Source organism: Ferrimonas marina, from assembly GCF_900129905.1.
GTDB lineage: Bacteria > Pseudomonadota > Gammaproteobacteria > Enterobacterales > Shewanellaceae > Ferrimonas > Ferrimonas marina.
Map to the genome: position 1 here is coordinate 226864 of NZ_FQXG01000001.1, position 12243 is coordinate 239106.

The 12243-nt window shown below is 63.9% G+C and carries 9 protein-coding genes; 3 read left to right on the top strand and 6 right to left on the bottom strand.

All coding sequences use genetic code 11. The features are described from left to right. Nucleotides 1-136: 136 nt before the first annotated feature. On the bottom strand, nucleotides 137-700 hold the full coding sequence (gene rimJ, locus BUC04_RS01050; RefSeq protein WP_067654270.1) for a ribosomal protein S5-alanine N-acetyltransferase: 564 nt from the start codon (nucleotides 698-700) through the stop codon (nucleotides 137-139). A 151-nt stretch (nucleotides 701-851) separates the two neighbouring features. On the opposite strand from rimJ, the gene BUC04_RS01055 reads away from it, so the two are divergent. Both BUC04_RS01055 and BUC04_RS24185 read left to right on the top strand, forming a co-directional pair. After that, complete coding sequence (locus BUC04_RS01055; protein ID WP_067654272.1) at nucleotides 852-2648, top strand: ankyrin repeat domain-containing protein; 1797 nt, start codon at nucleotides 852-854, stop codon at nucleotides 2646-2648. A gap of 101 nt (nucleotides 2649-2749) precedes the next feature. Beyond that, complete coding sequence (locus BUC04_RS24185) at nucleotides 2750-2884, top strand: hypothetical protein (protein ID WP_268762503.1); 135 nt, start codon at nucleotides 2750-2752, stop codon at nucleotides 2882-2884. Nucleotides 2885-2928: 44 nt separating this feature from the next. Here the strand turns inward: BUC04_RS24185 and fdhF are convergent, their stop codons facing one another. Beyond that, on the bottom strand, nucleotides 2929-7038 hold the full coding sequence (fdhF, locus tag BUC04_RS01060; RefSeq protein ID WP_067654274.1) for a formate dehydrogenase subunit alpha: 4110 nt from the start codon (nucleotides 7036-7038) through the stop codon (nucleotides 2929-2931). Nucleotides 7039-7447: 409 nt separating this feature from the next. On the opposite strand from fdhF, the gene maoP reads away from it, so the two are divergent. Beyond that, on the top strand, nucleotides 7448-7801 hold the full coding sequence (gene maoP, locus BUC04_RS01065) for a MaoP family protein (protein WP_067654275.1): 354 nt from the start codon (nucleotides 7448-7450) through the stop codon (nucleotides 7799-7801). Between the two features lie 3 nt (nucleotides 7802-7804). Here maoP and BUC04_RS01070 read toward each other — a convergent pair whose 3' ends face one another. From BUC04_RS01070 to BUC04_RS01085, 4 genes are read right to left on the bottom strand one after another with little or no spacing between them, the layout of a single operon-like run. Continuing rightward, entirely contained in the window at nucleotides 7805-9349 is a 1545-nt protein-coding gene (locus tag BUC04_RS01070) for a cryptochrome/photolyase family protein (protein WP_067654277.1), read from the bottom strand. Continuing rightward, entirely contained in the window at nucleotides 9322-9483 is a 162-nt protein-coding gene (locus BUC04_RS01075) for a DUF2256 domain-containing protein (RefSeq protein WP_073325503.1), read from the bottom strand. Before BUC04_RS01075 ends, BUC04_RS01070 begins: the two co-directional genes overlap by 28 nt. Beyond that, nucleotides 9480-10925: a cryptochrome/deoxyribodipyrimidine photo-lyase family protein gene (locus BUC04_RS01080; RefSeq protein WP_067654279.1), complete on the bottom strand. Its 1446-nt coding sequence runs from the start codon at nucleotides 10923-10925 to the stop codon at nucleotides 9480-9482. Before BUC04_RS01080 ends, BUC04_RS01075 begins: the two co-directional genes overlap by 4 nt. After that, complete coding sequence (locus BUC04_RS01085; RefSeq protein WP_067654281.1) at nucleotides 10922-12220, bottom strand: DASH family cryptochrome; 1299 nt, start codon at nucleotides 12218-12220, stop codon at nucleotides 10922-10924. The genes BUC04_RS01080 and BUC04_RS01085 overlap by 4 nt, the downstream gene beginning before the upstream one ends. Nucleotides 12221-12243: the final 23 nt, after the last annotated feature.

A 12243-nucleotide genomic window follows, 5' to 3' on the forward strand; every position in this document is an offset into this window, starting at 1 on the left:
GAATCAACGAGTTACCGCGTTCTAACCAGTGTTCTTCTGGTGAAACAGAGAAGTCTGGGGGTGAAAGGGAGCCTCGAGACGTAAGACTCCCATTAGCGCCATAGCGTTCTGTACCGCATGAGAGCGAATCACTTGCTCAACTCTCAGGAGCCAACTTGGCGGTGAGGATATGGTCTCGCCACTGGCCGTTGATCTTGAGGTAGCGCCGGGCGTAGCCCTCCCTTTCAAAGCCCAATCGCCGCAACAGCGCGGCACTGCGCTGGTTCTCCGGCAGGTAATTGGCCATCACCCGGTTCAGTCCTTGTTGCTCGAAGGCGTAGGCGAGGGCGGCTTGCAGGGCCTCGCTCATCAGTCCTTTTCCCTGGCATTGCTGATCCAGGGCATAGCCGAGGTGACAGGCCTGAAAGGGGCCACGGATCAGGTTGTCGAAGTTACACACCCCAATCAGTCGTTGTCGGTCCGGGGTGAGCACCACCCAGCGCAGGGCCCGTCCCTGCTCAAAGGCCAAAGTGGCCTGCTCCAGCCGGGCTTGGCACCCCGCCAGGCTATCGAACCCCTGGGGACGTAGCGGCTCCCAGGGGGCCAGGTGTTCCCGGTTGCGCTCCAGGTAATCCCGCATCCTAGCCGCATGTTGCGCCTGGCCTATCTCGAGGCGCAGTCGTGCCGTGGTCAACAGCGGCAGTCTAGGGGCGTTTGGCATGGTGTCCGTCTCCGGGCAGGTGAGGATGACTTTGTCGAATATCTTCAGCCTATCAATGAGTTATCGCCAAGAGAAGGGGGCCTGCTCAGTTCCTGAACTGTTTTGGTCGCCTTATCGCAGGGACTCCAGATGAATGACGTAGGAACAGAGGATGGCGAAAACGTGGTGGCTGGCAGCCGCGCTCTCTTTCGGGCTGACAGGCTGCGGCAATGCCGAGCAGCAACGACTGGCCATGGCGGTAACCCAGGGCGATTTGGTGGCGATCCAGGCCTCGGAGCTGAGCGGCAGTGAGGTGCTCAATGCGGCCGGTGAGACCGGCCTGCACCTGGCGGTGCAGCAGGGCAACGCTGAGGCGCTGCAGTTGCTGATGGCGACCAGCCATAACCTGGACCGTGCCGATGCCGCCGGGCGCACCCCGCTGGCCCTGGCGCTGCAGTCCCAGGTTGAGCTGGTGATCCCGCTGCTGCAAAACGGCGCCGATCCTTATGCCGGCGTGGCCCCTCATGGCACGATGGCGTTGGGGCTGGCCCACAGGGATGCTCGGATCCAGAGCTGGTTTGCCCAGCGACGGGCGCAGGATGAGCCGCGCCACCAGGCCGCGTTAACGGCCCTGCTGGCAGGGGATATTGATGCCCTTGAAGTGCTTCGCACTGAGGGGCTGCAGCTGGACAGCACCGACTTACATGGCGCCAGCTGGCTGCATCGGACGGTGCAGGCGCAGCAGGCCGCGTCGCTGGACTGGTTGCTGAAGCAGGGGGCGGATCCGACCCAAACGGATCACAAAGACCGGGTGCCACTGGTGCTGGCACTGAGTCAAAGCGATAACCTCAAGCGCGACCCCCTGCTCAAGACATTTCGACGTCACCCCGCCACCCTGGAGGCTCCAAATCAACAAGGTCAGACTCCTCTGATGGTGGCTGCTGAGCTGAATGACGGTGCCGAGGCACTGCGCTGGGCCAACTGGCTGCTGGATTCCAAGGTGGCGCTTTCGGCCCGGGACCGCGGCGGCCAAACCGCTCTCCATCTTGCTCTTGAGAACAATCATCACCAGTTGGCCGGCCGGTTGCTGGCCAAAGGGGCGCAGGTCAATCCGGCGGACCGGCTGGGCCAAACCCCGCTGCTGGCCGCGTTGGCCGCCCACCGACTGGACGATGGGCTGATCAGCAAGCTGATCCGCCAGACCCAGGCGCTGGATCAACAAAACTACCAGGGCCAGACCGCCCTGGCGTTGGCGGTAAGCCGCAGTCGCCCGGACTGGGTCGCGCAGTTACTGCAGCGGGGCGCCAACCCAGCGATCGGCAGTCGCGATCTGAGCCTGCTGCACCTGGCCGCACAGGGGCTGGACCCGGAACTGGGCCACGCCGGCAGCGACTGGAAGAACCGCGAGGTGGTAGCCCAGCTGGCCGGCCGAGGCCTGGCGCTGGATGCCCAGACCCACGACGGCTTCAGCCCCCTGATGCTGGCGGTACAGCACCGCTATCCGGAAACCGCCAAGCAGCTGCTGCAGCTGGGCGCCGATCCTAACCTCATCAGCCGCTATGACGTTACCGCCCTGAAACGGGCACTAGAGCTGCAGCAGGATGATCTGGCCCTGGCGTTGCTTGAGCAGGGCGCCGATCCCAACCTGGCCGGTTCACAGCAGGTTACCGCGCTGCATGTGCTGGCACAGAGCAGCGATCTGCCTGCCGCAGACACCGAGCAGCTGATCTCAGCGTTGGTGGCGGCGGGGGCGGACCCCAATGCCACCACCCGGCCGCAACGATTCACCCCACTGCACCTGGCGGTCTATGGCCGTAATGCGGTGATGGTGGAGAGTCTGCTGGTGCAGGGGGCGGATCCCCACCAGCGGGATGCAGATGGTCACAGCGCGTTGGCGCTGGCCCAACGCCAGGGCAACGAGGCCCTGCTGGCGCTGCTGCAAAACGCTGCCATTGTAGCGATGCAGTGAGGGAATAGGCCGGGCTGAGCCCGGTCAATGCGCCAAAGGTCGGATCTACTTCCGTGGCCCAAGGCCGTATCTTGTTGTTCCATCCAGGGAGGGAAGGGACGATGAGTGACAGGTTGAAGCGCTGGTGGCTGGGCTTGCCCGCCCATGAGCGCTCACCCCTGAAGGTGCTGGCGGCGATCCTGGCTGGGATCGCGCTGATGGTGCTGGGGGTTGAGCTGGGGATGGCCCTGAACTAAAAAAAACGCCGCTGAACTCAGCGGCGTTTTTTGTTGCTTGCTAATCAGGCTGCCTGCAGTCGGGCGGCGCACACCTTGAATTCGGGGATCTTGGCATCCGGGTCCAGGGCGGCGTGAGTCAGCACGTTGGCCGCAGCCTCAGCGAAGTGGAACGGCACGAACACCAGCCCCTGCTGCATCCGCTTGGTGATGAACACCGGCAGCTGGATCTCGCCGCGGCGAGTCGCCAGCTTGGCCATCTGGCCGTTGTGCAGGCCCAACGCCTGGGCGTCGTCTACCGAGATCACCACCACCGGCTGAGCCATCTCATCCAGTCCCGGGGTCTTGCGACTCATGGTACCGGTATGGAACTGGGCCAGCTGACGGCCGGTGGACAACACCAGCGGATACTCGTCACAGGGCAGCTCGGCGCTGGCCCGGTAGGGCACGGCGGCGAAACAGGCCTGACCGATCTTCAAAAACTCCGATTGGTGCAGGATGGGGGTACCCGGGTGGCTCGGATCCGGGCAAGGCCATTGCAGGCTCTCCTGCTCGGTACGATCCCAGCGGATGCCGCCGTAGCTCGGGGTGACCTTGCAGATCTCCTCGGTGATCGCCGCAGTGTCGGAGAAGGCCCAGCTCTGACCCATGGTCGCCGCTACCTGCTGCAGGATCCACCAGTCTGGTTTGGCCTGACCCGGTGCAGTCAGGGCCGGACGCAGGCGCTGAACCCGACGCTCGGTGTTGGTGAAGTGGCCCTCTTTCTCCGCGTAGGCGAAGGCCGGCAGCACCACGTCCGCCAACTTGGCGGTTTCGGTGAGGAAGATGTCCTGTACGACCAAGAACTCCAGCTGGTCGAACGCCGCCAACACGTGGTGCTGATCCGGATCGGACAACACCGGGTTTTCGCCCATCACGTAGAGCCCTTTCAGCTGCCCCTCGGCCATGGCATCCACCATCTCGGTCAGCTTCAGACCCGGCTCGGCGGACAGGGCGGTTTGCCAGTGACGCTCGAACCGCTCGGTGACCTCGGCATTGGGCAGCTTCTGGTAGCCCGGCAGGTAGTTGGGCAGGGCGCCCATGTCACAGGCCCCCTGGACGTTGCTCTGACCGCGCAGCGGGTTGAGGCCGCCGCCACGGATACCGATGTTACCCAGCATCAGCTGCAGGTTGGCCAGGGAGCGGACGTTGTTGGTGCCGTTACTGTGTTGGGTGATCCCCATGGCGTAGTAGATGGCGGTGCGCTCGGCCTGACCCAGCATGCGGGCCAGGGTTTGCAGGGTCTCAGTGTCGACACCGGTGACGGCGGCGACGTTGTCCAGCTGGTACTCATCCCGCATCAGCTCGGCTTGCAGCTGGTCAAAGTCCTCGGTGCGCTGGTCGATGTAGTGCTGATCCTGCCAGCCGTTCTCCAGGATCAATCGCATCAGGCCGTTGAGCAGCATCACGTCGGTGCCGGGGCGCTGGGCCACGTACAGCTCGGCGTGGTTGGCCATGTCGATCTGGCGCGGATCAATCACCACCAGGCGGGCACTGCCCTGGGACACCACCTGCTTGAGGCGGCTGGCGATGATCGGGTGGGCGTTGCTGGTGTCGGAGCCGATCACCACAATCAGATCGGAATCGGCGATGCTATCCAGATCGTTGGTCATGGCGCCGCTGCCGACCGCCGGCTCCATGCCGGTCACCGTGGTGGCGTGGCACAAGCGGGCACAGTGGTCGACGTTGTTGCTGCCCAACGCGGTGCGGACAAACTTCTGGAACACGTAGTTGTCTTCGTTGGTGGTCTTGGCAGAGGAGAGCCCCGCCAGGGCCTGACCACCGTGCTGGGCCTTAAGCTGACCCATGCGCTCCGCCACCAGGGCGATCGCTTCCTGCCAGCCGGCAGGCTGCAGCTCGCCGTTACGGCGGATCAGCGGCTGGGTCAGGCGGGCCTGATCGCCCAGGAAGTCAAAGCCGAAGCGGCCCTTGACGCACAGCATACCCTGGTTGACCGGTGAGCCTTCGACGCCGGTGATCTTGACCACCTTGTTGGCCGCCCGGTCGACATGCAGACGCACGCCACAGCCGACGCCACAGTAGGTACAGATGGTATCGACAGCTTCCAGTTGCGGCTTCTGACCGTGTTGATGCAGGGTCTTCTCGGTCAGTGCACCCACCGGACAGGCCTGGATACACATGCCGCACTGGGCGCATTGCGAGGAGCTGAGCAGCTCACCCTGGCCCACCCTGACACGGTTTTGCGCATCCTGGTTTTCAAAGTTGAGGACATTGTGCACGCCCTGCTGGCGGCAGGCCTGGACACACTGACCACAGCTGATGCAGCGGTTGGCATCCAGACGAATAAAGGGGGTGGACTCATCCAGCACCCGCTGGGGCCGGTGTACCTGCTCCAGATCGCTGTCCTGGATGCGGTATTCGCTGGCGTAGTCGCGCAGATCGCAGCTTTGGCTCTTTTGGCAGCCGCAAGCGAGGCAGCGGGCCGCTTCCTCGATCGCCTGGGCCTCGTTGAAGCCCAGCTCGACCTCGTCAAAGCCGGTGATCCGCTCCTTGCTGTCCCGCTCCGGCATCACCAGGCGGTTTTTGAAGGGCACCTGGTCCAGGTAGCGGGCTTCCACATCCGCCAGATCCTTGGCCTTGCGGGCGTTGAACTGGGGGCTGGGGGCGGCCAGCTGACCGGTCTTAAACAGGGTCAGCATCGCCTCGGCACCGCGGCGACCTTCGCCGATCGCCTCGACGGCGGTGGCCGGACCCAGGCGGAAGTCACCGATGGCAAACAGGTTGCCCTGACCCAGCTGCAGGGTCTCCGGGCTGGCATCGGCGGTGTTCCAGCGGGTCAGCGGCAGGGTGTCCTTGGGCAGCACCGACAAGTCGGTCTGCTGACTGACCGCCGGGATCACGGTGTCAAAGGCGTACCACAGGGTCTCGCCGGTGGGCACCGGGCGTCGACGGCCGCTGTCGTCCGGCTCACCCAGGGTGAGGCGTTCGATCTTAACCCGGTTGACCCGGCCGGCGTCGTCCGCCTGGTTCTCCACCGGGTTGGCGAGGAACAGGAAGTGCACGCCCTCTTGCTCGGCCTCGTGGATCTCGTAATCCTCCGCCGGCATCTCTTCCTTGGTACGGCGGTAGATCAGGGTGACCTCAGCGCCCTGGCGCAGCGCGGTGCGGGCACAATCGATGGCGGTGTTGCCGCCGCCGATCACCGCTACCTTGCGGCCGGTGGCCATGGGTTCGCCGTGGTTGAAGGCTCGCAGGTAGTCGACCCCGAGGAACACCCCGTCCAGATCGGAACCGGGGTAGTGCATTGGCATCGCTTTCTGTACGCCGATGGCCAGGCACACCGCATCGTACTGCTGCTGCAGGCTCTCCAGCTGGATCTCACGACCCAACTTGACGTTAGTGTGGATGGTCATCCCCGCCCGGCACATCTGCTCGATCTCCTGGGCCAGGGTGGCCTTGGGCAGGCGGTACTCGGGGATGCCGTAGCGCAGCCAGCCACCGGCCTCGGGCATGGACTCAAACAGGTCCACCTCGACCCCGGCGTGGCTCAGGTAGTAGCCGGCGGACAGGCCGGCGGGTCCGGCACCGATGATCGCAACCCGCTTACCCATGGGTTCGGCGATGGGGGCCAGGTGAGGTTGTTCAGTGCTGTTATCAATGTCTGCCGCGTGGCGTTTGAGCTGACGGATCGCCAACGGTTCATCCACCAGGCTGCGGCGACACTGGGACTCACAAAAGGCGGGGCAAACCCGACCAATGGACAGCGGCATCGGCAGCCGCTCCTTGACCACCGCATTGGCTTTAACCGCGTCGCCTTGGGCGATGTGGTAGAGGTAACTTTGCACATCGACCTGGGCCGGACAGGCGGTGGAGCAGGGGGCCTCGCAATCGGCCGCATGGTCGGACAGGATCTTCTTCAGTGCGCTGCGACGATGCTCGGTGATCGCCGGGGTGTCGGTGCGCACGGTGATCGGCTGCGCCAGGGTCAACTCACAGCTGCGCTTGAGCTCACCATCCACCTCGAGCACACAGAGATCACAGGGGGTCTTGGGCCCGTCCGTGTTGTGTTGGCACAGCGCCGGAACGGTGATGCCTTGGGCCTGGACCCAGTCAATCAGCCGGACGCCGGGCGTGACTTGGTGCAGGGTCTCATCGAGTTGGACTTCAATCTTCATGGGGGATCCAGTTACGCGGGGAAACTTCACAAAACTTTACGGATGCTAACACTGCTGGACCGCTGAGGGGCCCAGAACCCCTGGGGATGTGATGGGTATCACGCCGAAATCGCGCTGGTCTGATGACCGGGCTCGAATCCGTCTCAGTGCCGTTGCGCAGGCCTTGCCAGTGGTGAGGAGGTGTGGGGAAAGCGGTTGGTTTCGGGGGCGAATTCGCCCTATCCGCGGGGCTAACGACCGAACAGGATGCAGTCGCGAGTGGGTGGGTCTAAATCGCCCATTATGGCGTCAATTTTCGCCCGGTCAAAGCAAAAAATTTTGATCGCAAAGAGAGGAAATTTTTGTTTTTAAACTGTCATTTGCCGCGACTATATTCTGCCGAAAATCGAACCTTTCGGGAGCGTAAGCAATGAGCCTAGCCATAACGGTAGAGAGCTTTCAGTGTAAAGGCATTTTCAGCGACCGCCGCTTTCCCCGCGGTCTGGCCAGAGCGGGCATGTTCACCCTGACCGAGGCGCAACTGCTGGAGCGCCATGGGCGGGCCTACCAGGCACTGTCTGAAGGGACCCAGGCGCCACAAGATGAGACCGAGCAACACTTTGTTCAGGTTGCCCACGGCGAAGCGGAGCCACAATCCATGCATGAGAAGGTGTGGCTGAAGTACCAGAAGTCATTGACTCGTCGCAGCTACTGCCTGACCTCGTCCAATCGCCAGGACGCTGAAGAGAGCCGCTACCAAAGCGAGCCGCTGGATCTGGACTGATCGCTACAGGCCGTCCAGGTTGTCCAGGCAGTGCTGGGCGTGGTCCAGTACTGCCTGGCGCTGTTCCGGCTCGCGGTTGTCCCAACCCCGATAGACCATGCGGGTGCGGGGATTGCGGTCCAGCACCTCACGGTGACGTACCATAAAGTGCCAGTACAGGCTGTTCCAGGGGCAGGCATGCGGGCCGGTTTTCTCCTGTACCCGGTAGCGACAGCTCTGACAGTGATCACTCATCTTGTTGAGGTAGTTGCCGCTGGCGGCGTAGGGCTTGGAGGCCAGCAGGCCACCATCGGCGTACTGGCTCATCCCCCGGGTGTTGGGTAGCTCAACCCATTCGATGGCATCCAGGTAGATCCCCAGGTACCACTGGTCGACCTCATCCGGATCGGCGCCGATCAACAGGGCAAAGGTGCCGGTCACCATCAGCCGCTGGATATGATGGGCGTAGCCCCATTCCAGTGACTGACCGATGGCCTGGCTAAGGCAGCGCATCTGGGTTTCGCCACTCCAGTAGAAGGCGGGTAGCGCTCGCTGGGCATTGAAGAAGTTGAGCCGCTCGTAGCCGGGCATATTGGCCCAGTAGATCCCCCGCACGTACTCCCGCCACCCCAGGATCTGACGAACAAAGCCCTCCACCTGGGCCAAAGTGATGGCCTCGTCTTGGCGGTATTGACCGATGACGGCCTCGATCACCTCCATCGGGTGCAGCATCTTGGTATTGAGAGAGAAGCTCAACCGGGCGTGAAACAGGCTCCAGCTGTGGGGCGACTGATCGGTCATGGCGTCCTGGTAGGTGCCGAAGTGTCGCAGCCGGTGCTGGCAAAAGTCCTCAAGCATCTGCAGCGACTGGTCCCGGTTGATGGGCCAGGCCAGCCGCTCTGGCGCCGCACCAAAGCGGGCCACCTTATGGCGATCCAGCCGCTGCAAGATATCCCCCACCGGGTTGTCAAAACACAGCGGCGCGGGCACCTGGGCCAGAGCCTCGGCATTGAGGGCATGGCGGTTGTCCTGATCGTAGTTCCACTTTCCTCCCTCGGGCTTGTCGCCAGTCATCAGCAGGTTGTAGCGCTGGCGCATACGCCGATAGAAGGGCTCCATGCGGTGGGCCTTGCCACGCTGAAACTGGCGCTCGATCTCCTCAAAGGGCAGCAGGAAGTGTTCGCTGTCGCACATGCTAATGGACACCGGCAGGGTCATATCGGCCAGCTGGGCCAGCAGGCGGTATTCATCAGGTCGTTGGCACTCGATGCGCGTCACCCGGTGCTGCTCGGCCAGGGCGGCCAGTAGGGCGGGCAGGTCAGGGTAGGCGGCGGTGTCATCCAGGGTCAGGTGCAGCACCCTATGCCCCTGCTGGGTCAGCTGCTGCGCGAAGGCCGCCATGGCGGCGAAGAAGGCGCAGAGTTTCTGGCTGTGATGGCGGACATAGCCGGTCTCCTGGTGCAACTCGGCGACCAGGTAAAGCACGCCGTCATCGACCTGCTGGAACCAGCTGTGCTGCAGATTGAGCTGATCCCCCAGGATCAATCGCAGGCAGTGAGTGTGGGGCATTGCCGGTTCCTCTGTTGTCGACATCGATGTGAACAGTAGCGTACCTCGTCCCAACAGCGGGCCCAACGGCGGCGCCAAAGAAAGGGGCGGCGGCACACCGGACAGGTCTTGCTGGGCCGCTCGCTGGGCTTCATCGCCTCACCCCACTGCCGGGATTGACGTGACGGGACAGGATCCGCTGGGCCTCATGCTGCACCGCGGGGCGCTGACGCCACTGCCACAGCCGCTCGCTGGCATTGCGGCCACTTTGCTGAGGGTCGAACAAGGGAGCTGGATAGCTCTGGCCCGGGGTGAAGCGATACCAGCTTTGCTCCATCGGTGTCAGGGTCCAGGGCTGGAGCATCAGTTCGGTGGGCAGATGACGCAGCTCCGGCAGCCAGCGCCGGACAAACTCACCCTTGGCGTCGTGCAACAGGGCCTGGCGGGTCGGGTTGTAGACCCGCAGCGCGTGGGTCCCCACCAGTCCGGCCTGCATCTGCACCTGGGGGTAGTGGATCCCCGGCTCGAAGTCGAGAAACAGCCGGGCAAGGTGTCTGGCGCCGGCCTGCCAGGGCAGGTTCAGGTGGTGGCACAACACGCTCACCAGCATCGCCCGCAGGCGAAAGTTGATGAAGCCGGTGTGTTGCAGGCAGCGCATCGCCGCATCCACCAGGGGCAGACCGGTTTGGCCCTTCTGCCAGGCGCGCAACAGGGCGTCGGCCTTAGTATCGTCACGGAACTGCCAGCCCAGGTAGCCCCGGTTGACCGGCCGGTGCTCCATGGCGCACTCGCTTTCGAACTTCTGGATAAAGTGGCTGCGCCACTGCAGGCGGTCGACAAAGGCCCGTCGGCCCGGGTGGGCAAAGGCGCGACTGGCCTGCACCAGCTGGCGCACGCTGAGATTTCCCCAGGCTAAATAGGGCGAGAGCCGGGAGCTATGACTGCGGCTGCTTTGTGGCGTACTCAGGGTGGCAGGGTAGGCCTGGCAGCGGTAGTGCTGAAACTCCCTCAGCCACTGGCGCGCCTGCAGTTCGCCGCCCTGCTGGAACTGACTATCGTTGCCCAGCTGCGGCAATGGCTGTTGCAGGGACTCAACTGGGGCCGGACGCAGTCGCCAAAGTGCGGGATGGGCCTGTGGCGCGTGCTGTACCTGCTGCCAGTGCTGGCGCCAGTGGCGCCGATGGCGCAGGCCTCGAACGACGCCATCGCTGGGCCACTCCTGCCAGGGGATCCCCTGCTGCTGGCACCAGCGGGCGACCTCACGGTCCCGCTGGAAGGTGACCGCCAGGCCGGTCTCCTGGTGGCTGAGCAGCCGTGCGATGCCAAGCCGCTGATGGAGCAGAGCGAGGGTGCGCAGGGCACTGTCGTTGCGCACCAGCAACTGGGCACCGAAGGGGGCTAACTGCTGCTGCATCTGCTGCAGCGATTGGCGGACGAAGCGCCAGTGGCGAAGGCTGTAGTGGGGATCGGCCAGCAACTCCGGCTCGAAGCAGTAGAGCAGCACCGTGGGCAGCTCGCTTTGGCAGGCTTGCCTCAGCGGTTCATGATCCGCCAGGCGCAGATCGCGCTTGAACCACACCACCTGGACCGCGCTCACTGGGCGGCGCTCCTTGGCCAGTCGGCGGCGTCCATTGAGTCCAGCTGTGGCGGCGCGATTTGCCCGGCCCAGCGGGCGACGAAGTCCCCGTCAGGGTCGTAGATCGCCTGCTGCTTATCCAAATCAAAGTGTCGCCAGCCACGGGGATCGGCCCCCACCCCGGCCAGGTACTGCCAGTTGCCCCAGTTGCTGCCCACGTCGTAATCGATCAGCTGCTGTTGGAAGAAGGCGGCACCGTAACGCCAGTCTAATCCCAACTCATGGACAAAGGCGCTGGCGGCCCACTGCCGACCGCGGTTGGAGAGGTAACCGGTCTGGTTAAGCTGACGCATGCAGGCGTTGATCACCGGATAGGGGGTCTGGCCCTGGCACCACTTGGCAAAGCGCTCCGGGTAGAAGCTGGAGGGGGGCGCCGAGGCTTTCAGCCCGCGCTTTCGAAACAGCGCAGCACCGTGGCGCAGCGCATACCACTGGAAGTACTCCCGCCACAGCAGCTCAAACCGGATCCATTGGGTCGATTCGTTCTGGCCCTGGTCCTGCTCGTGACGCTGCAGTGCCTGCTGTACCTGGACAGGGGAGAGGCAGCCGTGACTCAGCCACAGCGACAGCTTGGTGGAGTTGTGCCAGCCCAGCAGGGCATTACGGGTTTCTTTGTAGGTTTGTGGCTGGGGGCCGGTGAAATAACGATTGAGCTGCAGCAGGGCAGCGCCTTCCCCGCCCCGGGGGCCGTCACCCTCGGGATTGAACGCCTGATAGCTTGGCAGCGGCGGTGGTGGTGGCAGTACCGACACCGGCACCGCCCGGGCACGATCCGGCCAGTCCTGCGTGCGGCGGCGGAACTTACTGAAAGTATCGGGCAGTTGTTCCAGCTCAAACGGCAGGTTGTCGAACAGGCCGCGACCGGGCACCTCGAGCCACTGCACATCCGGCCAGCGAGCCGTCAGCCGCTGCCACAGCTGTTGTTCATCCCAACCCACCGCCTGGGTGCGTACCACCCGGGAAACCCGGTGTTCGGCAATCAGCTTGTCGAGTGCGTGCTCTAGTGGCTGTGGGCACAACAGTAGGCGTTGGCCGCGGGTCTCCAGCCTCAGTGCCAGGTCATCCAAACACTGCTGCAGGAAGCGGCGACGATGGGGCCCGATAGACTGCAGGCCATAGCGGTTGGGTCGGGTTGTTGTGGCGGGGGAGGGGGCGACACACAGTAGCTGATCGGTACGCTGTATCGCCTCGACCAGGGCCGGATTGTCATCCAGCCTCAGATCTTCGCTGAACCAGAATAGGGTGGTGTGTGCCATAGCTGCTCCTGTTGCCTCTGCCC

Coding starts and splice junctions, on each gene's coding strand:
- rimJ (WP_067654270.1), bottom strand. CDS start 700: ATGCCAAACGCCCCTAGACTGCCGCTGTTGACCACGGCACGACTGCGC.
- BUC04_RS01055 (WP_067654272.1), top strand. CDS start 852: ATGGCGAAAACGTGGTGGCTGGCAGCCGCGCTCTCTTTCGGGCTGACA.
- maoP (WP_067654275.1), top strand. CDS start 7,448: ATGAGCCTAGCCATAACGGTAGAGAGCTTTCAGTGTAAAGGCATTTTC.
- BUC04_RS24185 (WP_268762503.1), top strand. CDS start 2,750: ATGAGTGACAGGTTGAAGCGCTGGTGGCTGGGCTTGCCCGCCCATGAG.
- BUC04_RS01070 (WP_067654277.1), bottom strand. CDS start 9,349: ATGCCCCACACTCACTGCCTGCGATTGATCCTGGGGGATCAGCTCAAT.
- BUC04_RS01085 (WP_067654281.1), bottom strand. CDS start 12,220: ATGGCACACACCACCCTATTCTGGTTCAGCGAAGATCTGAGGCTGGAT.
- BUC04_RS01075 (WP_073325503.1), bottom strand. CDS start 9,483: ATGAAGCCCAGCGAGCGGCCCAGCAAGACCTGTCCGGTGTGCCGCCGC.
- fdhF (WP_067654274.1), bottom strand. CDS start 7,038: ATGAAGATTGAAGTCCAACTCGATGAGACCCTGCACCAAGTCACGCCC.